General features: G+C 62.6%; 21 protein-coding genes. 9 read left to right on the top strand and 12 right to left on the bottom strand.

What is annotated here, in order from left to right; translation table 11 throughout:
• Window positions 1-461 (bottom strand): MFS transporter (locus ABR948_RS09765; protein WP_428116462.1); only part of this gene is annotated, 461 nt, incomplete at its 3' end.
• A 64-nt stretch (window positions 462-525) separates the two neighbouring features.
• On the bottom strand, window positions 526-969 hold the full coding sequence (locus tag ABR948_RS09760; RefSeq protein WP_428116459.1) for a MarR family winged helix-turn-helix transcriptional regulator: 444 nt from the start codon (window positions 967-969) through the stop codon (window positions 526-528).
• Window positions 970-1,120: 151 nt separating this feature from the next.
• Here ABR948_RS09760 and ABR948_RS09755 point away from each other — a divergent pair, with 151 nt between their 5' ends.
• Window positions 1,121-1,858: a class II aldolase/adducin family protein gene (locus ABR948_RS09755; RefSeq protein WP_428116457.1), complete on the top strand. Its 738-nt coding sequence runs from the start codon at window positions 1,121-1,123 to the stop codon at window positions 1,856-1,858.
• A 13-nt stretch (window positions 1,859-1,871) separates the two neighbouring features.
• On the opposite strand, the gene ABR948_RS09750 is transcribed toward ABR948_RS09755, so the two are convergent.
• Genes ABR948_RS09750 through ABR948_RS09740 form a run of 3 tightly spaced genes read right to left on the bottom strand, consistent with a single transcriptional unit; the run spans window position 1,872 to window position 6,483 of the window.
• Window positions 1,872-3,521 carry an acyl-CoA synthetase gene (locus tag ABR948_RS09750; RefSeq protein ID WP_428116454.1) on the bottom strand — a complete coding sequence of 550 codons (1,650 nt, stop codon included), beginning with the start codon at window positions 3,519-3,521 and terminating at the stop codon, window positions 1,872-1,874.
• A 28-nt stretch (window positions 3,522-3,549) separates the two neighbouring features.
• Window positions 3,550-5,430, bottom strand: a complete 1,881-nt coding sequence (locus ABR948_RS09745; RefSeq protein ID WP_428116451.1) for a TRAP transporter large permease — start codon at window positions 5,428-5,430, stop codon at window positions 3,550-3,552.
• Window positions 5,431-5,463: 33 nt separating this feature from the next.
• Complete coding sequence (locus tag ABR948_RS09740) at window positions 5,464-6,483, bottom strand: TRAP transporter substrate-binding protein (protein WP_428116448.1); 1,020 nt, start codon at window positions 6,481-6,483, stop codon at window positions 5,464-5,466.
• A 953-nt stretch (window positions 6,484-7,436) separates the two neighbouring features.
• On the opposite strand from ABR948_RS09740, the gene ABR948_RS09735 reads away from it, so the two are divergent.
• Window positions 7,437-8,468, top strand: coding sequence for an alpha/beta hydrolase family protein (locus ABR948_RS09735; protein WP_428116446.1), 1,032 nt, complete (start codon window positions 7,437-7,439; stop codon window positions 8,466-8,468).
• A 9-nt stretch (window positions 8,469-8,477) separates the two neighbouring features.
• Here the strand turns inward: ABR948_RS09735 and ABR948_RS09730 are convergent, their stop codons facing one another.
• Both ABR948_RS09730 and ABR948_RS09725 read right to left on the bottom strand, forming a co-directional pair.
• Window positions 8,478-9,512 (bottom strand): S1/P1 nuclease, encoded by a 1,035-nt coding sequence (locus ABR948_RS09730; protein ID WP_428116443.1) that lies wholly within the window; start codon window positions 9,510-9,512, stop codon window positions 8,478-8,480.
• A gap of 85 nt (window positions 9,513-9,597) precedes the next feature.
• Entirely contained in the window at window positions 9,598-10,404 is an 807-nt protein-coding gene (locus tag ABR948_RS09725; protein WP_428116441.1) for an enoyl-CoA hydratase/isomerase family protein, read from the bottom strand.
• 330 nt (window positions 10,405-10,734) lie between these two features.
• On the opposite strand from ABR948_RS09725, the gene ABR948_RS09720 reads away from it, so the two are divergent.
• Both ABR948_RS09720 and ABR948_RS09715 read left to right on the top strand, forming a co-directional pair.
• On the top strand, window positions 10,735-12,486 hold the full coding sequence (locus ABR948_RS09720; RefSeq protein WP_428116438.1) for a pyrroloquinoline quinone-dependent dehydrogenase: 1,752 nt from the start codon (window positions 10,735-10,737) through the stop codon (window positions 12,484-12,486).
• The gene (locus tag ABR948_RS09715) at window positions 12,487-13,374 is read left to right on the top strand and encodes a c-type cytochrome (RefSeq protein WP_428116436.1); all 888 of its coding nucleotides are present in this window, start codon (window positions 12,487-12,489) and stop codon (window positions 13,372-13,374) included. It abuts the gene before it with no gap.
• A gap of 52 nt (window positions 13,375-13,426) precedes the next feature.
• Here the strand turns inward: ABR948_RS09715 and pxpA are convergent, their stop codons facing one another.
• Complete coding sequence (pxpA, locus tag ABR948_RS09710) at window positions 13,427-14,152, bottom strand: 5-oxoprolinase subunit PxpA (RefSeq protein WP_428116434.1); 726 nt, start codon at window positions 14,150-14,152, stop codon at window positions 13,427-13,429.
• 85 nt (window positions 14,153-14,237) lie between these two features.
• On the opposite strand from pxpA, the gene nthA reads away from it, so the two are divergent.
• Genes nthA through ABR948_RS09695 form a run of 3 tightly spaced genes read left to right on the top strand, consistent with a single transcriptional unit; the run spans window position 14,238 to window position 15,921 of the window.
• Entirely contained in the window at window positions 14,238-14,888 is a 651-nt protein-coding gene (nthA, locus tag ABR948_RS09705; protein WP_428116431.1) for a nitrile hydratase subunit alpha, read from the top strand.
• Window positions 14,885-15,544, top strand: a complete 660-nt coding sequence (gene nthB, locus ABR948_RS09700) for a nitrile hydratase subunit beta (RefSeq protein WP_428116429.1) — start codon at window positions 14,885-14,887, stop codon at window positions 15,542-15,544. The genes nthA and nthB overlap by 4 nt, the downstream gene beginning before the upstream one ends.
• Complete coding sequence (locus ABR948_RS09695) at window positions 15,544-15,921, top strand: nitrile hydratase accessory protein (protein ID WP_428116426.1); 378 nt, start codon at window positions 15,544-15,546, stop codon at window positions 15,919-15,921. The genes nthB and ABR948_RS09695 overlap by 1 nt, the downstream gene beginning before the upstream one ends.
• Here the strand turns inward: ABR948_RS09695 and queC are convergent.
• Window positions 15,918-16,634 carry a 7-cyano-7-deazaguanine synthase QueC gene (queC, locus tag ABR948_RS09690; RefSeq protein ID WP_428116424.1) on the bottom strand — a complete coding sequence of 239 codons (717 nt, stop codon included), beginning with the start codon at window positions 16,632-16,634 and terminating at the stop codon, window positions 15,918-15,920. The genes ABR948_RS09695 and queC overlap by 4 nt on opposite strands.
• Window positions 16,635-16,843: 209 nt before the next feature.
• On the opposite strand from queC, the gene ABR948_RS09685 reads away from it, so the two are divergent.
• Both ABR948_RS09685 and mazG read left to right on the top strand, forming a co-directional pair.
• On the top strand, window positions 16,844-17,077 hold the full coding sequence (locus ABR948_RS09685) for a hypothetical protein (protein ID WP_428116422.1): 234 nt from the start codon (window positions 16,844-16,846) through the stop codon (window positions 17,075-17,077).
• A gap of 110 nt (window positions 17,078-17,187) precedes the next feature.
• Entirely contained in the window at window positions 17,188-18,003 is an 816-nt protein-coding gene (gene mazG, locus ABR948_RS09680; RefSeq protein ID WP_428116419.1) for a nucleoside triphosphate pyrophosphohydrolase, read from the top strand.
• A 39-nt stretch (window positions 18,004-18,042) separates the two neighbouring features.
• On the opposite strand, the gene hflX is transcribed toward mazG, so the two are convergent.
• The 3 genes from hflX to ntrX form a co-directional block, all read right to left on the bottom strand.
• Complete coding sequence (hflX, locus tag ABR948_RS09675) at window positions 18,043-19,422, bottom strand: GTPase HflX (RefSeq protein WP_428116417.1); 1,380 nt, start codon at window positions 19,420-19,422, stop codon at window positions 18,043-18,045.
• Between the two features lie 11 nt (window positions 19,423-19,433).
• Window positions 19,434-19,682, bottom strand: a complete 249-nt coding sequence (gene hfq / locus ABR948_RS09670; protein ID WP_006020546.1) for an RNA chaperone Hfq — start codon at window positions 19,680-19,682, stop codon at window positions 19,434-19,436.
• Between the two features lie 254 nt (window positions 19,683-19,936).
• Window positions 19,937-21,307 carry a nitrogen assimilation response regulator NtrX gene (ntrX, locus tag ABR948_RS09665; protein ID WP_428116409.1) on the bottom strand — a complete coding sequence of 457 codons (1,371 nt, stop codon included), beginning with the start codon at window positions 21,305-21,307 and terminating at the stop codon, window positions 19,937-19,939.
• Window positions 21,308-21,318: the final 11 nt, after the last annotated feature.

Below are 21,318 nucleotides of genomic sequence, written 5' to 3'. Positions count from 1 at the left end.
GCCCACAGCAGGCTGACCACCGTGGCTCGGCGCGCCTTCGGAACATATTCCGAGGCGAGACTGATGAAGCTTGGCATTGCGCCGCCCAGCCCGAGCCCGGTCAGAAAGCGGCAGGTCAGTAATTCGGGCAGGTCGCCGGCATACGCCGTCGCGAGCGTGAATATCCCGAAGCAGAAGGTGGCGCCGACAAGAACCCGCTTGCGGCCGACCCGATCGGCAAGCGGTCCGAGCAGAAACGCGCCCAGGGCGAGACCGGCCAGCGCCGCACTGAACACGAAGCCGAATATGTGCGGCGCGACGTGAAGCTGTGCGATCATCGCCGGCGCCGCCAGACCGATCGATTGCAGATCGAGGCCATCCAGCATGGCCACGAAGGCGCAGAGCCCGATCACGGTCCACTGCGCCGGACCGATGGGTCGGCTTTCGATCAACGCCCCGACATCCAGAACGCGTTCCGCCATATTCGTTCTCCCCGGGCGGCCGACCCGCCATCGTTTTTTATTTCGATCGCTTGTTCGATTTAGATCATTGCGCCTCCAGATTGGCGATGACCTTTTCAAGCAGGCGCACCGCCAACCCCGCGTCCTGCGGATTAATTCCAGCCAGCGCCCGTCGGTTGATGGCTGCTCCGATGGGCAACAACGCCGTCTCCAGTTCACGTCCATGCCTGGTCAGAAAGACGTGGTACTTCCGCAGATCTTCCCCGCGCTGTGTCCGGCGCAGAAAGCCTTTACGCTCCAGCGTCGACAGAACCGGCGTCAGCGATGCTTTGCGGACCCGCATGCGGTCGGCGAGGGCGACCTGGGTGAGCCCTTCCTCCTGCCACAGCATCCGCAGCACCGCCCATTCAGCGACGCTGATGTGATGCGGCACCAGCCTGTCCGCAAGCCGGGCCACAAAGGCCCGATGGGCCTGGCGTACCAGAAAGCTGAGGCTGCGGTCCGTCAGCGCATAGGCCGGGTTGGTCATGCCCGAACGGCGATGAGCGGACGCCGCTCGCGTGGTGGCTGTCGACGGCATGCGCCTGCCCCAGGGTTGATCGCGCTGTCTTGCGCCGCATCGTATGGCTCCATACTATCTCGCGCAAGGGTGACTTCAGCGATGGGAGCGACGATCCACCATGTCCGACACTGCATCCGAGGCGATCGCGTCGGCGGCCCGTGAACTGGTCGACGCCAACCACATCCTGTTCGATCAAGGCGTGGTGGACGGGTTCGGCCATGTCAGCATGCGCCATCCGGTTCGGTCCGATCACTTTCTGCTCGCCAGAAGCATGGCGCCCGCGCTTGTCACCGCGAAGGATGTCCTTGAGTTTGATCCTGACGGGACGCCGGTCGAGGCGGCGGGACCGGCGGTTTATCTGGAGCGGTTCATTCACAGCGAGATTTACCGTACCCGTCCGGACGTGGTTTCCGTCGTGCACAGCCATTCGCCCGCCGTGGTTCCGTTCAGCGTGGTGAGCGGCACCCGGCTGCGGCCGGTCTGTCACATGTGCGGTTTTCTTGGCGCGGCCACCCCGGTGTTCGAGATTCGCGATTTTGCCGGACCGGGAAGCGATCTTTTGATCCGCGACTCTCGCTTGGGCGCGGCCCTGGCGCAAAGCCTGGGTCAGGGCGCAGCCGTGTTGATGCGCGGCCACGGCTCGACGGTGGTCGGGGGCACCTTGCGCCAGGCGGTGTTCCGCGCGGTGTACACCGAAGTCGGCGCGCGCCTGCAGTCCGAAGCGATGCGGCTCGGACCCGTCACTTACCTGACGGAGGAGGAGGCCGTGGCGACGGCGGCGACCAACGATGGGCAAATCGATCGGGCATGGCTGCTGTGGTTGAAAGCAGCCCGCAGCCGATCAATGGCCGCCTGAGAAGGCGCGCACCTCACGTCGAAATCGCCTTGGCTGAATCGACCTGATTGCGCAGCATGAATTTCTGGATCTTGCCGGTCGAGGTCTTTGGGATAGGTCCGAACACCACTGCTTTCGGCGTCTTGAAGCCGGGCATCTGGCTGCGGCAAAACGCGATGATCTCGGCTTCGCTCGCCTGCGCATTGTCCTTCAATTCGATGAAGGCGCAGGGCACCTCGCCCCATTTGCCATCCGGTTTCGCCACCACCGCGGCGAACAGCACCGCGGGATGCTTGTAGAGCACATCCTCGACTTCGACCGAGCTGATGTTTTCACCACCGGAAATGATGATGTCCTTGGAGCGATCCTTGATGATGACGTAGCCATGTTCATCGAGCACGCCGAGATCGCCGGTATGAAACCAGCCGCCGGCAAAGGCTTCCCGGGTGGCCTTTTCGTTTTTGAGATAACCCTTCATCACGATATTGCCGCGAAACATCACCTCGCCGATGGTCTCGCCGTCCCGCGGCACCTCGCGCATGGTTTCGGGGTCGATCACGGTGACGGCTTCCTGCAGCGGGTAGGGCACGCCCTGCCGGCGCTTGAGTTGCGCGCGCTGATCGGCGGGCAGTTCATCCCAGCCCGGCTGCTCGGCGCAAACCGACGCCGGGCCGTAAACTTCGGTCAGGCCGTAGACATGCGTCAGCCTGATGCCGATGCTTTCGGCGCCCTCCAGCACGGCCACCGGCGGTGCCGCGCCCGCGATCAAACCGACGACCGGCCGTGCGGCTGATTTGTTCGGCGCAGCCGGCGCGTTGATCAGCGTATTATAGACGATCGGCGCCCCGCACATATGGGTGACGCCATGCATGGCGATCAATTCGAAGATCTTGCCGGGATCGACCTTGCGCAGGCAGACATTGATGCCGGCCGCCGCCGCGATGGTCCACGGAAAACACCAGACGTTGCAGTGGAACATCGGCAGCGTCCAGAGATAGACCGGATGCTGGCCGAGATTGCCGGCGAGGATATTGCTGACGGCGTTGAGATAGGCGCCGCGGTGATGGGTGACCACGCCCTTGGGATTGCCCGTGGTTCCCGAGGTATAACTGAGCGCAATGGCGTCCCACTCGTCCTGCGGCAGCCGCGCGGTAAAACCCTCATCGCCCAGCTTGAGCGCGTCCTCATATTCGAGCGCGCCGATTTGTTTGCCGCCCGCGAACGCCTTGTCGTCGACGTCGATGACGAACGGTTTCGGCCCGCTCATCAAAGTGAGGGCCTCGGATATCACGCCGGCAAACTCCGGATCGACCAGGATGATCTTGGCGCCGCCGTGATCGAGCTGGAAAGCGATCGAACTTGCATCGAGCCGGATGTTGAGCGCGTTAAGCACGGCACCGGCCATCGGGACCGCAAAATGCAGTTCGTTCATCGCCGGGATATTCGGCAGCATGGCCGCGACGGTGTCGCCATGGCCGATGTTTCGCCCCGCGAGGTATGAGGCGAAGCGCCGGCAGCGCGCATAGGTCTGCGACCAGGTGAAGACGTGGTCCTCATACACGGCGCTGACATGATCGGGATAGATCGCGGCGGTGCGCGCCAGGAAGCTCAGCGGCGTCAGAGCCACGAAGTTGGCTTGTGTCTTGTCCAGACCGATATCGTATTGGTTCTGTGCGGCGCTCATGGGCAAAAATCCATTTCGCGAGTTAAACCTACAGGAACCCGATCGAAATCCACGGGAATATCGCCACCACGATCAAGCCTACCAGCAGCGCCAGCAGGTAGCCCCAGATCGGGCGAATGCCCTCGGCCGGGTCGACGCGCCCAATGGCGCAGGCGGCATAATACCCCACTCCGAACGGCGGAGCGAACAATCCGATGCCCATGGCCAGGATGATGATCATCGCATAATGGACTTCGTGAACGCCGACGGCGCGGGCGATCGGAAACAGCAGCGGGCCGAACAGCACGATGGCCGGAATACCTTCGAGCACGCTGCCCAATATCGTGAAGGCCACGATCGATACCGCGATGAAGGTGGCGGAACCGCCGGGCAGGCCGGTCATGGCGGCGGCCAGCGCGCGCGAAAATCCGGATTGGGTCAATCCCCAGGCCATGCCGGTGGCGGTGCCGATAATCAGCAGGATCGCACCCGACAGGCACGCCGTCTCGATCAGCATCGGCATTAGCCGCCGCCAGTCGAAGCGGCGATAAACCAAAAGACCGATGACAAAGCCATAGACGATCCCGATGGTGGAAACCTCGGTCGCGGTCGCCACCCCCTCGACCACGGCGGCGCGGATCACGAACGGCAGTGCCAGCGCGGGCAGGGCGATGACAAACGACCTGACGATCTCGCCGCCTTTCGCCCGCTTGACGTGACTGAGGTCCTCAGCCCGGTAGCGCCACCACACCAGCGCCGACAGCGTGATGGCCAGTACCACACCCGGCAACAGGCCGCCGGTAAACAGCGCCGAAATCGAAACGCCCGTCACCGAGCCGATGGTGATCAGGACGAGGCTGGGGGGAATGGTTTCGGTCTGCGCGCCGGTAGCGGCCAGCAGGGCGACGAGATCGCCCGGTTTGGCGCCGCGCAGTTTCATCTCCGGAAACAGCACCGGCGCCACCGCCGCCATATCGGCGGCCTTCGATCCGGAGATGCCCGAGACCAGATACATCGCGCCGACCAGCACGTAATGCAGGCCGCCGCGGACATGGCCGAGCAGGCTGGCCAGAAACGCCACCATGGCCCGCGCCATGCCGGTCATCTCGATCAGCAGGCCCAGGAACACGAACAGCGGCACCGCCAGCAGGATCAGATGGCTCATGCCCTCATCCATGCGGCCGACCAGCACCGTCAGCGGCGTATGCGTCGTCAGCGCGAGATATCCGAAGATCGAAAGCCCGAATCCAAAGGCGATCGGCACGCCGGTGAAGACGCAGAAGCCGGCCACGCCGACAAAGAAGATCACCAGATTGATGTTGCCGAGCGGCCGCAGCCACGGTGTCGCCAGCCAGAAAACCGCGATCAACAGCCCGACCGACACCCCCGCACGCAGCACCAGCCCGAAATCCCCGACCCGCGCCAGCCGCAGACAGGCGAACAACGCCATCAGGCAGATGCCCGTCGGCAGCGCCGCCGCGCGCCAGGCATTGGGGATTTGCAGCGCCGGCGTGGTGATGAAGCTTTCCTCGTAGGCGTATTCGTAGGCCGGCCTTACGATCAGCAGCAGAAACGCCAGCGCGGCGCAGGTCGCGGCGACGTCGAGATAGGCCCGCATCGCCGGCTTGGCACGGGCGACAATGGCGGTCATCCGCATGTGCTCGGAGCGGCGGAACGCCACCGCGGCGCCCAGCATGGCCAGCCAGAGGAACAGGATCGATGCCAGTTCGTCCGACCAGATCAAGGGCTGCTGCAGGCCGTAACGCGCCACCACGCCCGCAAACAGAATGACGATCTCGGCTACCACCAGCAACGCGGCCGGAATTTCGACCAGCGTTCCAAGCCAGGCTTCAAGCGTTGCCGCACGCGAACGGCGGCGAGGGGACATCGCCCCGCCGGTCGCCGCTTGCGTTGCTTCGGCACGAGCCATCACAGTCCCTCGATAGTGCCTTGCGGCTTTCCGTTACGACAATTTGCCGACGGATTTTTCCAGTATCGCCCATGCTTCCTCGCCGTATTTTCCCTTCCACTCTGAATAGAATCCGGCTGAACGCAGCTTCTCGCGGAACGGCGCGACATCCGGCTGGTTGAAGGTCAATCCCTTGGCCGCAAGCTCCTGGCGCACGGTCGCATTGAGCTTCTCGGTATCGGTACGGGCGTTAACCGCAGCAGCATTGATGTTCCTGGCCACGATGGCGCGCACATCGTCCGGCAGCGCCTCCCAGGCACGTCGGTTGGCCAGGAACCAGTAGCCGTCCCACATGTGGTTGGTCAGCGAGCAGTATTTCTGCACTTCGTAGAGTTTCGCGGTGGAAATCAGCGCCAGCGGATTTTCCTGGCCCTCGACGATCTTAGTCTGCAGCGCCGAATAGACTTCGTTGAAATTGATCGAAGCGGGCGCCGCATCGAACGCCTTGAACATCGAGGTCCACAGCGGCGACACCGGCACGCGAATCTTGAAGCCCTTGTAGTCCTCGGGCCCGGTGATGGGCCTGGTCGAGGAGGTGGTCTGGCGAAAGCCGTTGTCCCAGATCTTTTCCATCGCCACCAGATTGGCTTTGGCAATTTGTCCGCGCACATAGGTGCCGAGGTCGCCGTCCATGGCCTTCCAGACCGTGGGATAATCCGGGAACGCAAAGCCCATTCCGTTGATCGATGCGGCCGGGACAAGTGTCGCCAGGATCAGGCCCGACATGGTGAAAAACTCGACCCCGCCGGAACGGAGCTGGCTCAACACGTCGGTGTCGGCCCCAAGCTGGTTGTTCGGGAAGATCTGAATGTCGACGCGGCCATTGGTTTCGGTCTTGATCGCCGCCGACATCTCCTTGGCGCGGGTGTTCAGCGGGTGCGCATCGGGCAGATTATTGGCAAATTTGTAGGTAAATTCGGCCTGCTCTGCGCGCGCGACAAACGGCGCGCCGACGCTGCCGATCACCGCCGAGGCAGCGGAGGCCTTCAATAGCGTACGTCGCGAAAAGCTCATTGGTTGTCTCCCTGATTATTCTTATGATTTCATCATACGGACCCGGCGCCGCCGGGTCATCAGCCGTCTTTGGACGGCTTATTGCCCGCTTTCAACGGAAATACCAAGCCTTCCGCGATCTGGTTTTTGGCAGCGGATTTCTGTACGAGTTTGCATCGTGGAAGCTGGTCAGCAACGGCGGCAAAGACCGGTGCGCCGGGATTGAGGGGAGGCCATCACGACCGATCTCGGGCGGGACGATCGTCACCGGCTCGGCCTATCGGTCTTCCGATTATCCGGGCCCTCCTCGCCGACGGCTGGATCGATGACGCTAGCGCCAGCCGCGATGCCACCAGATGCGGCAGGACGGCACCGCCAATGAAGCCGGTATATCGCGGGCCTGGTGCGAGGTCGCGTCAGTTCAGCCGTCATCGGCCACGATGCGCCTTTCTTCGCGACGAGCGTTCGAACTGTTCCGCAAGGTCCTCGGTATCGATCTGACTGGCGTCTTTCACCAGCACAGCAAGTTCGTTACCGAGGCTTCCTCAATCTTGACCCGCGATACTTCGAGATCAATCGCAACGAAATCAAGCGCAACCATTCGTAGCTAATCAACGAGCGTAGAATTTTGATCCAAGTACCTGTAATTATTTGATATAAATATATTCCATAATATACCTTATGCGAATATCGTATTTTGCGGTCTACGAACCCCTCGAGCACGTTCCCTCGTTTACAGCCTCTCAGCCCTGGCTTCCGCGTCACCGATGGTGGTCAGGGTTGGCTCGCGCACTGGTGCTCCTCGGTATCGGACGAGCCATGTCGCGACGGCGCTTTCCTCCGGCAGCAGCGCCGGGATATCGTCCAGCAACTCGAAAACGATCCGGCGCCGGTAAAAACCGGATTTGGATCCGGGTGACAAACCCGGGCAAACAAAGGCGCCAACGCGCCGCGACTTTGGGAAGGAACGCCGCATGCGTGCCGTGTTGATCGCCGCCAGCCTTTGTTCGATGACGGTCGCTGCCGCCGCCCAAACCCCTCGTCCCGACCCCGCCCCCCTCACCATCGCCCGTCAAGGCAGTTTCTTCATCGGAGGACGCGAGGTGAAGTCCGACACGCTGTCGACGCTGCCGGCCTACGCATCGTCGGGCACCATCACCGTCGACCAGATGTACGTGCGCTATCAGGTTCCGACCGGCGCGCCGGGTATTCCGATCACCTTGATCCACGGTTGCTGCCTGACCGGCAAGACCTGGGAAACGACCCCGGACGGCCGCATGGGATGGGACGAATATTTCGTCCGCCATACCCATCCGACCTATGTCATCGACCAGGTCTGGCGCGGGCGCTCCGCCGCCGACCCGTCCGCCATCAACGCGGTCCGCAGCGGCAAGGCCGCGGTGGATCAATTGCCGACCGTGTTCTCGGCCGGGCACGAGGGCGCCTGGGCGATCTTCCGGTTCGGCAAGGAATATCCGCAGACCATGCCCGGCATGCGCTTTCCGCTGGCCGCCCAGGCGGAGTTCTGGAAGCAGATGGTGCCGGACAGCCTGAACAGCCTCCCCACCCCCAATCCAACCGTTCCGGCGCTTTCGGAACTGGCGCAGAAACTCGGCGGCACCGTGTTGATGAGCCATTCGCAATCGGGAATCTACCCGTTTCAAACCGCGGTGCTCAGCCGAAACGGCATCGCCGGGATCGTTTCCATTGAGCCCGGCGCGTGTCCCGCGCCCACCGACGACATGGCGCCTTATGCAGGCCTGCCGATCCTGGTGCTGTTCGGCGATTACGTCGAAGAATTTCCCCGCTGGGCGCCACGTCTCAAGAACTGCCGCGCCTTTATTGCTGCCGCCAATGCGGCGGGCGGCAAGGCGGAACTGCTGGTGCTGCCCGACATCGGAATCAAGGGCAACACGCATATGCTGATGCAGGACGACAACAGCCTCGATATCGCCGACATCTTGCTGGACTGGATCGGCAAACACGTGGCCGCAACCGAGCGGTGATCCCGCAGATTAGGGCCAGATCGCGTTCAGCAGTTCGGCCAGTCGCGCGCCCCCTTTGGCCAGTTGTTGGCGCTTGATCGCATCCTGCCGGCGCAGATATTCAACGTGATCGACGAACGCGACGGACCAAGTGTTGTTGCCTGGCTCGGTTCGGATAAGCCGGAAATTCAACCCCGCAAAAGCATCGTGTGAAACCAGGACACTGTCCGAGGCCCAGGCAGCAGGCCAGTCCTCGATGCGGCCCTGGCTTGCCGGCAATGCGCGCGCATCCGACAGCAATTCCCGGGTGGCGACCTCGCCGATATCGGTCGGGATATCATCCCATTCCTGGTGCAAATTGACGTTCTGATCCTGGATGGCGTTGCCGCCGGTGGTTTCGGTCGCAGGATCGATCCGCTGCGCCAGGTCGGGATCGACGAGAGTGCCGTCAGCATCGAGATAGACCGATCCGACATGCAAGGGTTGATGCAGGTCGCCGATGAAATGGGCGAGCATGAACAGCGCCTCTTTCTTGTCCCTGATCGAGAACGGTGGCGGCACAGGCTGGTCGGTCAATACCGCGATCGCGGCACCAATCGCGGCCACCGCGTCGTGATCGCTGGTGCCCTGGAAGCTTCGATCGAAACGGTTGCGCTGCACCGCCACGTCCTCGAAGTGAAACGTATTGTGGCATCCGCGTTCGAACCCATCCGGCGCGTAGGTGCAGGTGAACCAGTTCCGCTTTGCATAATCGACAATCCGCGCCCTCTCCTCCTTGGAGTCGAACGGCGTGCATGGCACTTCGAATTCCAGATGATTGGGATCCACTTCGTAGTGAAAGGTGCCGTCGTCGTGCCGTGCCACGCTCTTCACACAATCGGCCCACGGGCCGGCGGTGCGCAAATCGAAGCCGAGGATCTGCCGCACCTGCTGTTTCGCGTTCGGCTTCAAGAGCTGATCGGCGATCGAGCCGACGACCTTGTGACCCTGATAGCCCCACGCCGATGCTGCGGCCGGATTTAACAGACCGAACACACAGCTGAGCACGAGGACTACTTTCGACATCAACCGTCCCGTTCGATCGCGCGCGAAATCGGTTCCGCCAAACTGCTCCTCTAGGTTGTATTTGTCAATGAAACCGCCCGCAATCCTAGCGTCCGCTGAAGCGCGGCTTGCGCCGGTCCAGGAATGCCGCAACGCCCTCTTTGTGATCCTCGGTCAGGCTCGCCAACGCGAATTGATCGACATCCATGTGGCTGGCGAGATCGTCGAGCGCATGCGCCAGACGATTGACGGTCAGCTTGGTCATGGCGACCGACAATGGCGGCTGGGCGGCGACTTTTGCCGCAAGGGTCATCGCGGCATCGAAGGCGCCGCCGGGATCGACCACCTCCTCCACCAGGCCCCATTGATGGGCCTCGGCGGCGCTGATGCGCTGGTCGGCCAGGATCACCGCCTGTTTGGTTCGCGCCGGCCCCATCAAATGCAGCATGCGCGGAATGCTCTGCCAGCTCATGTTCATGCCGAGCCCGATTTCGGGGACGCGCATATGGGCGTCACGGGCCATGATGCGAAAGTCCAGCGCGACCGCCAGCGCAACGCCGCCACCGATGCAAAATCCTTCGATGGCGCCGATGGTGATCTGCTCCATCTCCTGCCAGGCGCGGGAGAGCCGCGGTCCGAGTTTCAGGTGCCGGCGCAATGAGCCGATGTCCATGGTCTTGCGCGAGCGGCCCTCGGCGTCCTTCAAATCGAAGCCGGCGCTGAACGCTCTGGCGCTGCCGGTGAGCACCACAACGGAGGTGTCGCCGTCATCCTCGAAGCTGCGCGCCGCATCGGTGAGTTGACGCAGCGCTTCCGGCGACAGCGCGTTGATGCCGTCACCCCGGTCAAAGCGCACCACAGCGATGCGCCCTTCCGGACCGAGACCCTTTTCGATCGTTACAAAACCGGCCACCACTGCCCTCCCCCTGTTCCGCCATTTTCTGCACGGTAGCGCAAATTTCGTATACCAATCGGTGCAATATCGCATTGCCGGGTCTTCACCCAGGGGGCTGTCTTCCCGACGCAAATTGTCGTAACGGAAGAGCCTCGATGCGCGATGGAACAATTCTGATGGTTCACGCAAGCGTGTGGCGCTCCGTTATATGGATATGGATATATCGCAAGAGCTGCTGACGCCGCTGCATCCGACAGTCAAACAATAAACAAACAGGAGGCGATCAAAATGAGCATACCCACGCACAAGCCGGTTGCAAATCTGATTGAGCGATTGTTTTGCGCCGGCGTGCTGGCTGCCGGCGTGGTGGGCATGTCCCTGGCCGCGGCGCAGGCACAGCCCGCGCAAGTGACCCCGCCGCCGCACGACGGCCCCCTGCGCGCCCTGACCCCGGTTCCGGCGAAAATGCTGCTTAATCCGCCGGACGACGACTGGCTGATGTGGCGCCGCACCTACGACGCCTGGGGCTACAGCCCGCTGAAGCAGATCAACGCCGACAACGTGAAGAATCTGACGGTGGCCTGGACCTGGGCGATGACGCCGGGCGCCACCGAGACCACGCCGATGGTCCACGACGGCGTGCTCTTCCTCTACAACTATCTCGACAAGGTGCAGGCGCTCGACGCTACCAACGGCGAACTGCTGTGGGAATACAAGCGCGATATCGCCCCAGAAATCGCGCGCCAGAACGGGAACAACGGCGCCAAGCGCAACATGGCGATGGTCGACGACAAGTTGATCGTCGCCACCACCGACGCCCACATCATCGCGCTGGACATGAAGACCGGCAAGGTGATCTGGGACCACGAGACCGAGGATTACAAGAAGGGATGGCGCTATACCGGCGGCCCGCTGGTCGCCTCGAACGTCATTGTGCAGGGCATGACCGGCTGCGGCAACGCGATGCCCGGCGGCTGCTTCATCACCGGCCACGACATCAACACCGGCAAGGAGCTCTGGCGCTTCCACACCATCGCACAACCCGGCGAGCCCGGCGGGGATTCCTGGAACGGCCTGCCGCTGGAACAGCGCTTCGGCGCCTCGACCTGGAACTCGGGCAGCTATGATCCTGATACGGACACCCTCTTTCTGGGCGTCGGCCAGCCCTATCCGCATGTCGCCGAAATCGGCGGCCTGCTGCCGAAAAAGGACGGCGCCAACAACGACGCCCTTTATACGGATGCCACCTTGGCGCTCGACCCGCACACCGGCAAACTGAAGTGGTATTACCAACACTTGGCGAACGACACCTGGGACCTGGACTACGCCTATGAGCGCGTGCTGGTTGACATTCCCGTTGACGGCAAGGTGCGCAAGGCGATGGTGACCGTAGGCAAGCTCGGCATCATCGAGGTCCTCGACCGCACCAACGGCGAGTGGTTGTGGTCCAAGGAGACAGTATATCAGAACGTGGTCTCGGCGATCGACCCGAAGACCGGCGCCAAGACCATCAATCAGGCCGCCGTGCCGCACATCGGCCAGACCACCACCAACTGCCCGGCCGACCCCGGCAGCCGCGGCTGGCCCGCCACCGCCTACAGCCCGCGCACCCACATGCTGTACATCCCGCTGAATGAGTATTGCTCCGACACCACGCCGGTTCCAATCGAGTCGGGCAAGAACTACACCGGCGGCAGCCGCGCGATCTTCTCGCGCCGGCAGATCCCGAACAGCGACGGCAATATCGGGCGCGTGGACGGCGTCGACCTGTTCAGCCAGAAGGCGGTGTGGTCCGACCGCACGCGCGCGCCACAGACCGGCGCCGCGCTCGCCACCGGCGGCGGCCTGGTGTTCGCCGGCGCGCTGGACCGCTACTTCCGCGCCTACGACGACAAGACGGGCACGATTCTGTGGCAGATGCGCGCCTCGAATATCGTCAACTCCTTCCCCATCACCTACGCGGTGAAGGGTCGGCAATATGTCGCTGTCGCCGTCGGCAACGGGTCCAGCCACGCGCGTTCGCTGGCCACCCTGACGCCGGAGATCGGCATCCCCGATGGCGGTTCCGCGCTGTTCGTGTTCGCCCTGCCGCAAAACTGAATGATGCAACGACGCTTCTTCCGCCCTTCTCTTCCCGGCGCCCTCGCCGCCACGGCTTTTTTGGCGGCGGCACTCCCCGCGCAGGCACAAACCGGCGCGGGGAGCGCGGATGCGGGATCACGCATCTACGCGGCCAACTGTGCCGCCTGCCATCAGGCGGGCGGCACGGGCATGGCCGACGCCTTTCCGCCGTTGGCCGGGCACTTTCCCGACCTGCTGAAGCCGGCGGACGGGCGCACCTATGTCGGCAAGGTGCTGCTGTTCGGCCTGGAGGGCCAGATCAGCGTCAACGGCAACAACTACGCCGGCGCCATGCCGGCGTGGCAAGCCCTGAGCGACAGCGATATCGCCGCCGTACTCAACTACGTCAGCAGCGCGTGGGACAACGGCAAGTCGCTGCCGTCAGGCTTCGGGCCTTTCACGGCCGATGAAATTAAAGCCCTGCGTACGCCAGAGCTCACATCGGCGGCGGTCTATGCGCTGCGGTCCGGCACGGCCGGGGGCGGCGCGCCACCAAGCACGACAGCCAATGGCGCGGGCGGATCGGCACCCGTCAGTTTCACCGCGGACCAGGTGACGCGCGGCTCCGACATCTATGTGGAGCGCTGCGTCCAATGCCACGGCGACACGCTGGACAACGGCGAATTCGGCGGCGCGCCGCTGAACGGCTCGTATTTCAGGAAGCACTGGGGCGGAGGCTCCGCGGCAGCCTTGGTCGCCTTCATGAAAGCGAAGATGCCGCCGGACCGGCCAGGCAGCCTCACCGACCAAAGCTACGCCGAGCTCACTGCCTTTCTGCTGGACGCCAACGGCTATCCGAAAGGCAGCAAGGAATTGCCGCCCGACACGGCTTCGCAACAGGCGATGAGCCTGAAACGCGGCCCGTAAGCCGCGCTTTGCGGGGTACAAAAAAGTCGCGCCGCTTCGCCGTTTCGTTTGGCTATCGAGGACGGTGAGACGCCAACGCATCACGCACAGCACGGGCGACTTCGACGGCATTGGGCGTATCGGAATGAACACAAACTGAATCGGCGCGCACCGCAACGTCCCGTCCGTGGATGCTCCTGGTCTTGCCCTCTGCAATGGCGCGCAGACAGCGGGACGCCGCCTGATCCGGATCAACGGCTTGATGTTCGCGCGTTATGATCAGGCTGCCGTCGTCATCATAGTCGAGATCGGCATAATATTCCGCGATAAAAGCGTGGCCACGCGCCTGGTAAACGGCCTCGTGTTGCGTCCCGATCATGCCCATCAGCGGGGTTTTGAAGATATCCGCTGCGTCGCAGATGGCCTGAGCCACGGCTTCGCTCCGTGCCGCCATGCCGTAGAGCGCGCCATGGGGCTTGATGTGATTGAGCGCCACCTCCTCGGCTTCAAGGAATCCCTTGAGCGCGCCGACCTGATAGATGATGCAATTGGCCAGTTCGTCACGCGACATTTTCATTTCGCGGCGGCCGAAACCCTGAAGATCGGGCAGCGAAGGATGCGCGCCAACCTTGACGTGATGCTGCTTGGCCAACCGTACCGTCTGGCGCATGTGGTTGAAATCGGATGCATGGAATCCACACGCGACGTTTGCGACCGAAATGAGCGGCATCAGCGCTTTGTCGTCGCCGATCCGATAGAGGCCGAACGCCTCGCCCATATCGCAATTGATTGTTACCACGGCGCTGCTCCTGACACGGGATTGAGACCGACGCCGCAGGCTAGCACCCTCGACAGCGACCGAACATTGCGTTTATCTTCGGCCCATGACCAGCCATGATCACGATCATCATCACCACGATCACGACCATTCGGAACTGTCCGAGACCGAATTGCGCGTGCGTGCGCTCGAAACCATCCTGACCGAAAAAGGCTATGTCGATCCGGTCGCGCTCGACGCCATTATTCAGGCCTATGAAACGAAAATCGGCCCTCACAACGGCGCGCAGGTTGTTGCCAGGGCCTGGTCCGACCCGGCTTTCAAACGGTCATTGCTGGAGGACGCCACCAAGGCCGTGAGTACGCTGGGGCATGTCAGCCGGGTCGGCGATCATCTCGTCGCGGTCGAAAACACGCCCCAGCGTCACAACATGGTCGTGTGCACGCTGTGCTCCTGCTATCCCTGGGAAATGCTGGGGCTTCCGCCGGTCTGGTACAAGGCCGCGCCGTATCGTTCCCGTGCCGTCAAGGACCCGCGCGGCGTGCTCGCCGATTTCGGCATCAGCCTGCCGAAGCAAACCGAGATTCGGGTGTGGGATTCGACCGCGGAGACCCGCTTCCTGGTGCTGCCGATGCGCCCTGCGGGGACCGACGGCTGGAGCGAGCAACAACTGGCCGAACTCGTGACCCGTGACTCGATGATTGGCACTGGTTTTCCCAAGACGCCTTTCAACAAGACGCCGGGGGCGCCGTCGTGAACGGCGTGCACGACATGGGCGGCATGGATGGCTTTGGCACGGTCGAGCCCGAACCGAACGAGCCGATGTTTCATGCCGAATGGGAAGGTCGCGTCCTGGCGATGGTGCGTGCGATGGGCGCCGCGGGCGCATTCAACATCGATACCTCACGCTTCTATCGGGAGACATTGCCGCCCGATATTTACCTCAGCAGTTCCTATTACCAGAAATGGCTGCTCGGTCTCGAGGATATGCTGATCGACAAGGGGTACGTCGCCGCGCAGGATATCGCCGCCGGCCACGCCGTGGAATCCGCGAAACCGCTCAAACACGGCAAATTCAAGCTCGATGACGTCGAGCGCATCATGGTGCGCGGCAAGTTTGGGCGTACTGCGCCGGCGCCGGCCAAATTCAAGCCGGGCGACCGGGTGCGCGCGAAGAACATGCATCCGGCGACACACACGCGGCTGCCGCGTTATACCCGTGGTCATGTCGGCGTGGTCGAACGCAACCTCGGCTGTAACGTATTTCCGGATTCGGCCGCGATGGAAGCCGGCGAGAACCCGCAATGGCTCTACACCGTGGTGTTCGACGGGGCCGAATTATGGGGTTCGGACGCCGATCCGACCGTGAAGATATCGATCGATGCGTTCGAGCCGTATCTGGAGGCTGTCTGATGGACGCGGCGGCGGCGAATGCGACCAAAGCCGTCCCCGGCATTCCCCGTGATAGCGACGGACCGGTGTTTCGCGAGCCCTGGGAAGCGCAGGCCTTTGCGATGGCGTTGGCACTGCATGCGCGCGGCCTGTTCAGCTGGAACGAATGGGCGGCGGCGCTCGCCGATGAAATCAGGCGCGCGCAGGCCAAAGGCGATCCCGACAATGGCGACACCTATTACCGGCATTGGCTCGCGACGCTGGAGCGACTGATCGCCGCCAAGGGCGTCGCGTCTTCGCAAACCCAACATCGTTACCGCGATGCCTGGGACCACGCCGCCGACCGCACCCCGCATGGTTCGCCGATCGAATTGCGGCCGGAAGATTTCGGAAGCTAGACGGTACGCGTCACATATTCTCGCCAGCCCTTCGCCCGCAAGGCGCAGGCCGGGCATTCGCCGCAGCCATATCCCCACGCGTGGCGCGCGCCGCGCTCACCGAGATAGCAGGTGTGGGAGTATTCCCTGATGAGGTCGACGAGCGCTGTCCCGCCAAGGTCATGCGCCAGCTTCCACGTATCGGCCTTGTTCAGCCACATCAGCGGCGTGTGCAATTCGAACGGCTTGTTCATGCCGAGATTGAGCGCCGTCTGCAGCGCCCGGATGGTCTCGTCGCGGCAATCCGGGTAGCCGGAATAATCCGTCTCGCACATGCCGCCGATGATATGCGTGATGCCGCGCCGGTAGGCCAGTGCTGCCGCGAACGTCAGAAACACCAGATTGCGGCCGGGCACGAAGGTGTTGGGCAGGCCGTCTTCGCCCATGGCAATCGCGACATCGCGGGTCAGCGCGGTGTCAGAGATGTTGGCCAGGGTCGGAATTTCCAGAGTATGGCTCTCACCAAGCTTGGCCGCCCATTCCGGCCGCAATGATGTTATGCCGTCCAGGAGCTGGCCACGACAGCCAAGCTCGATGATATGACGCTGGCCGTAATCGAAGCCCAGCATCTCGACGCGCCCAAAGCGCTGCAGCGCCCAGGCGAGGCAGGTGGCGGAATCCTGTCCGCCAGAGAAAAGCACCAGCGCGGTCGCTGTCGGGAACTGATCACTCATGGGCTCCAGCTAGTTCACCCCATCAGTGTTAGCAATGCGTCATCGCCCATTGATGTTCGAAAACACTGGATTGGGTTCGCCTCTCACGCCGCGACCGTCGCCGAGTGACACGCCAAGCTATTTTAAATTAATCCCGATGATGTCTTCAAGTTGTGACCGTGCAGGATTACACTGCCTGACAACGCAATTATGTCCGCAGGAATGACATCATGAACATCGTGCTCCGACATGTTCTGCGACTGCTGACCCTTGGCGCATTGATTGTCGCCGTTCCGCAATGTGCATCAGCGGCCGCCGGGAATGGACCGACGTTCAGCTTCGCAATGGGACCGATGAGCGCCGCGCAAAAGAACCAGGGCGTGTCGGTCCAATCTGACGACGCCGTGATGAAGCCGCACCATTACGTCAAGCACTGGCACCGGCACGCGCATCACACCAGGTAATTCCGGTGCGGCCAATCGGTGGAAATCACCGGCAATTGCCCTCGTTTCGCTGGGATACACGGACGTCATGCGGCATACAGGCCTGACGACTTTTCTGGCTTTGGTGCATCATGGCTCCTTCCCGCGATATTTCACGCCTGCTCGACATTATGGCGCAACTTCGAACGCCCGGCAGCGGCTGTCCCTGGGATCTCGAACAGACCTTTGCGACCATCGCCCCCTACACCATCGAGGAAGCCCATGAAGTCGTCGACGCCATCGCGCGCGGCGATCTCGACGATCTGCGGGACGAACTCGGTGATCTCCTGTTGCAGGTGGTGTTTCATGCCCGCATGGCCGAAGAACAGAATGCGTTCGCGTTCGGCGACGTGGTCGATGCGATCTGTCGCAAAATGATCCGAAGGCATCCGCATGTCTTCGCCGACAAGGACGGGCGATTGACGCCCTCCGACGTCAAAGGCGCGTGGGAGCGCATCAAGGCCGAGGAGAAGGCCGAACGCGCGGTGCGCCGGCGGTTGGAAGAGCCCGCGGAAAAATCGCTGTTGTCGGGCGTCAAGACAGGACAGCCGGCCCTGACGCGGGCGATGGAATTGCAGCGCAAGGCCTCAAGTGTCGGCTTCGACTGGAACGATCCGCGCGCGGTGCTGCACAAGATTCGCGAGGAAGCCGACGAGATCGAAGCCGCGCTCGATCGCGGTGACGCCGGCGAACTGGCTGACGAAACCGGCGATCTCATGTTCGCGCTGGTCAATCTGGCGCGGCACGCCGGCGTCGATCCGGAAACAGCACTTCGCGGCACCAACGCCAAGTTCGAGCGCCGGTTTGGCTACATCGAACGGGCGCTGGCGTCGCAGGGACGCACGCTCGAAAGCGCATCGCTCGCGGAAATGGATGCGTTGTGGAATGAAGCGAAAACCGCGGAATGAAGTTGCGCTACGTGTCGTCCCGGCGCGCGCGAACGCCGATCACATCGCGTGAGGCACGGCATCGAAGCGGTTGACCACGATGTCGCGCTTGGTCTGGTCGACGCGCACGGTCATCGCGAAGCGGCCATCGTGGAATTCCTTGTTGAGGATTTCCGAATTGCGGTGCAGCCAGCTGATGCCGGCGCCGTCGGCGGCGTCGATCGACAAATCCAGCGTCATGCGTGTCGCCGCCAGCCGCGCTTCGATCGCGGCCAATAGCGCATCGATCCCCTCCCCGGTCTCGGCGGAAACCAGGAAACACGGACGCTCCGGCGGACGACGGGCGGCGATATTTCGCAGGTTGGCGCGCTCCTCCGGATCGAAACGATCGATCTTGTTCCAGATCTCCAAAATCCGCTGCCCGGCATCCGGATCGATGCCAAGCTGACGCAGCACGGTATCGACGTCACGCTCCTGGGCATCCGCATCCTCATGCGAGATATCGCGGACGTGGAGAATGATATCGGCCTCCAGCACTTCCTCCAGCGTCGCGCGAAACGCCGCCACCAGTTGCGTGGGCAGGTTGGAGATGAAGCCGACGGTGTCCGACAGCATCGCCTTGCCGCCGTGCGGCAGGCTGAGCGCGCGCAGCGTCGGATCAAGCGTTGCAAACAGCATGTCCGCGGCCTGGACGTCGGCCCGGGTCAGGCGGTTGAACAGTGTCGACTTTCCGGCGTTGGTGTAGCCGACCAGCGCCACGACGCGGTATGGCACGCGCTGCCGGCCGGCCCGGTGCAACCGCCGCGTCGCCTGAACCTTCTTGATTTCGTTCTCGAGGCGCGTGATGCGCTCGCCGATCAGGCGGCGGTCCGCTTCGATCTGGGTTTCGCCGGGACCGCCCATGAACCCGAAACCGCCGCGCTGGCGTTCCAGATGGGTCCATGACCGCACCAGACGGCTGCGCTGGTAATTCAGATGCGCGAGTTCGACCTGCAGCGCGCCTTCCTTGGTCTTGGCGCGGCGGCCGAAGATTTCGAGGATCAGCCCGGTGCGGTCGAGCACCTTGGTGTTCCAGGCCTTCTCCAGATTGCGCTGCTGGATCGGCGACAGCGCGCAATCCATCACCACCAGTTCGATCTCATGCCCGGTGATCAGCCCGACGATCTCCTCGACCTTGCCCTTGCCGAGATAGGTCGCTGGCCGGATCTGACTGACCGGAGCGATCAGCGCCTCCGCGATCACAAGATCGATGGCGCGCGCCAGACCTACGGCTTCCTCGAGCCTCGCCTCGGAGCCACGGATGGCATGCGTATCCGTTTGCGCCTCGGGGTCGCCGCGGCGCATTCGCAGATAAGGGCCGATGACAATCACCCGCCCGCTTTGTTGGCCCGCTACCGACCGCGGACGGTCGGCTCCCCCTTCAATATTTCGGGGTTCCAATCAGTTCACTCTCAAGCCGGAGCATCCTCGCCGCCTTCGAACAGCTGGATTGGAGCACCGGGCATGATGGTCGAAATCGCATGCTTGTAGACAAGCTGCGAGTGACCGTCGCGCCGCAGCAGCAGGCAGAAATTGTCGAACCAGGTGACAATCCCCTGCAGCTTCACTCCATTGACCAGAAAGATCGTCAGTGGCGTTTTTGTTTTTCGAACGTGATTAAGGAAGGTGTCTTGTAGATTTTGTGCGCGGTCTGCCGCCATTGTTTTTGTCCCGCAGTCTTGTTTGCTTCTTTTTATTGAACCGATCGCGACTCTCTATCGGAGTCGTCCCCCGGTTGCCGGCTTCCCTGAGATCCCCCTCCGGGGAGCGCGGCGGTACGATTAGAGGGCAGGCTTGGTTTTTAGGCAAGCCAGTTCGCGCATCAGCCGTGCCGAACGGAGGCCTCATTCTCCGTAAAAAGCCGGAAATGAGGTCAAATTTCCCGATATGAACGGAAAAATCGGCAAATCGGCGTTCAGCCGACCCCCAGGGCCTTCAGCTTGCGATGCAGCGCCGAGCGTTCCATGCCTACGAATTCCGCTGTGCGAGAGATGTTTCCCGAAAAACGGCTGATCTGGGCGATCAGGTAGTCGCGCTCGAAGACTTCCCGCGCCTCGCGGAGCGGCAGGCCCATAATATGCTCGCCATTGTTGCTGGTCGGCATCGCCGGCACCATCGAGCCCACGTCCTGCGGCAGCATATCGGCGGTGATGATGACTTCCGGACCCCCGCCCGCCAGGATCATCACCCGTTCGACATTGTTGCGAAGCTGCCGGACATTTCCCGGCCAGATGTGCGACTGCAGCACCGCCATGGCATCCTGGCCGATCTGGCGTTTCGGCAACCCGGTCGCGATCGATATCTGGTCCATGAAATAGTCGATCAGTTCCGGAATATCCTCGCGGCGCTCCGACAGCGGCGGGACGCGGATCGGCACCACCGACAACCGGTGATACAGGTCCTCGCGGAACCGGCCTTCGGCGATTTCCTCTTCCAGATTGCGGGCTGTCGAGGAAATGATGCGAACGTCGACGCTGACCTTGGCGGTGCCCCCTGCCCGCTGGAACGTCTGATCGACCAGCACCCGCAGGATTTTATTCTGGGTTTCGCGCGGCAGGTCGCCGATTTCATCGATAAACAGGGTTCCGCCATGGGCCTCTTCCAGTGCGCCGGCCTTGCGCTGATGCTCGCCGTTGGATTGCTCGATACCGAACAGCTCGATCTCCATGCGCTCGGGGGTAATCGCCGCGGCGTTGATGACGACGAAGGGTCCTTCGGCCCGGCTCGATGCGTTGTGCAGCGTGCGTGCCGCCAATTCCTTGCCGGAGCCGGAGGGACCCACGATCAGAATCCGGCTGTTGGCCTTGGCGGCCCGATCGATGGTCTGGCGCAGCTGGTTCATGCAGGCCGAGTGGCCGGTCAGCACGCTCGCGGCAGGCGCCAGTTGCTTGAGCTCTTTCACCTCGCGTTTCAGCCGCGACGTCTCCAGCGCCCGCGTCGCCACCAGAATCAACCGGTCGGACTTGAACGGCTTTTCGATGAAATCGTAGGCGCCGCGCTTGATCGCCGCGACGGCGGTCTCGATATTGCCGTGCCCGGAGATCATCACGACGGGTATGTCGGCATGATCCCGTTTCACCTGCTCCAGCAATTGCAGTCCGTCGAGCTTGCTGCCCTGCAGCCAGATGTCGAGAAACACCAGATTCGGACGGCGATTCGCAATTTCCGCCAGAGCCGAATCGCTGTCGCGCGCAGTCCGCGTGGTAAAGCCCTCATCGTCAAGGATGCCTGCAACCAGATCACGAATATCGGCTTCGTCATCGACAATAAGAATATCATTCGCCATGGATCACGCCT

This window comes from Bradyrhizobium sp. (assembly GCF_050014615.1).
GTDB lineage: Bacteria > Pseudomonadota > Alphaproteobacteria > Rhizobiales > Xanthobacteraceae > Bradyrhizobium.
Note: the sequence above shows the minus strand (reverse complement) of the source record. Positions and strands in the feature narration are given on the sequence as shown.

Coding starts and splice junctions, on each gene's coding strand:
- ntrX (WP_428116409.1), bottom strand. CDS start 21,307: ATGGCGAATGATATTCTTATTGTCGATGACGAAGCCGATATTCGTGAT.
- ABR948_RS09735 (WP_428116446.1), top strand. CDS start 7,437: ATGCGTGCCGTGTTGATCGCCGCCAGCCTTTGTTCGATGACGGTCGCT.
- ABR948_RS09745 (WP_428116451.1), bottom strand. CDS start 5,430: ATGGCTCGTGCCGAAGCAACGCAAGCGGCGACCGGCGGGGCGATGTCC.
- ABR948_RS09750 (WP_428116454.1), bottom strand. CDS start 3,521: ATGAGCGCCGCACAGAACCAATACGATATCGGTCTGGACAAGACACAA.
- ABR948_RS09685 (WP_428116422.1), top strand. CDS start 16,844: ATGAACATCGTGCTCCGACATGTTCTGCGACTGCTGACCCTTGGCGCA.
- ABR948_RS09730 (WP_428116443.1), bottom strand. CDS start 9,512: ATGTCGAAAGTAGTCCTCGTGCTCAGCTGTGTGTTCGGTCTGTTAAAT.
- ABR948_RS09695 (WP_428116426.1), top strand. CDS start 15,544: ATGGACGCGGCGGCGGCGAATGCGACCAAAGCCGTCCCCGGCATTCCC.
- mazG (WP_428116419.1), top strand. CDS start 17,188: ATGGCTCCTTCCCGCGATATTTCACGCCTGCTCGACATTATGGCGCAA.
- nthA (WP_428116431.1), top strand. CDS start 14,238: ATGACCAGCCATGATCACGATCATCATCACCACGATCACGACCATTCG.
- ABR948_RS09760 (WP_428116459.1), bottom strand. CDS start 969: ATGACCAACCCGGCCTATGCGCTGACGGACCGCAGCCTCAGCTTTCTG.
- hfq (WP_006020546.1), bottom strand. CDS start 19,682: ATGGCGGCAGACCGCGCACAAAATCTACAAGACACCTTCCTTAATCAC.
- ABR948_RS09715 (WP_428116436.1), top strand. CDS start 12,487: ATGATGCAACGACGCTTCTTCCGCCCTTCTCTTCCCGGCGCCCTCGCC.
- ABR948_RS09740 (WP_428116448.1), bottom strand. CDS start 6,483: ATGAGCTTTTCGCGACGTACGCTATTGAAGGCCTCCGCTGCCTCGGCG.
- ABR948_RS09755 (WP_428116457.1), top strand. CDS start 1,121: ATGTCCGACACTGCATCCGAGGCGATCGCGTCGGCGGCCCGTGAACTG.
- queC (WP_428116424.1), bottom strand. CDS start 16,634: ATGAGTGATCAGTTCCCGACAGCGACCGCGCTGGTGCTTTTCTCTGGC.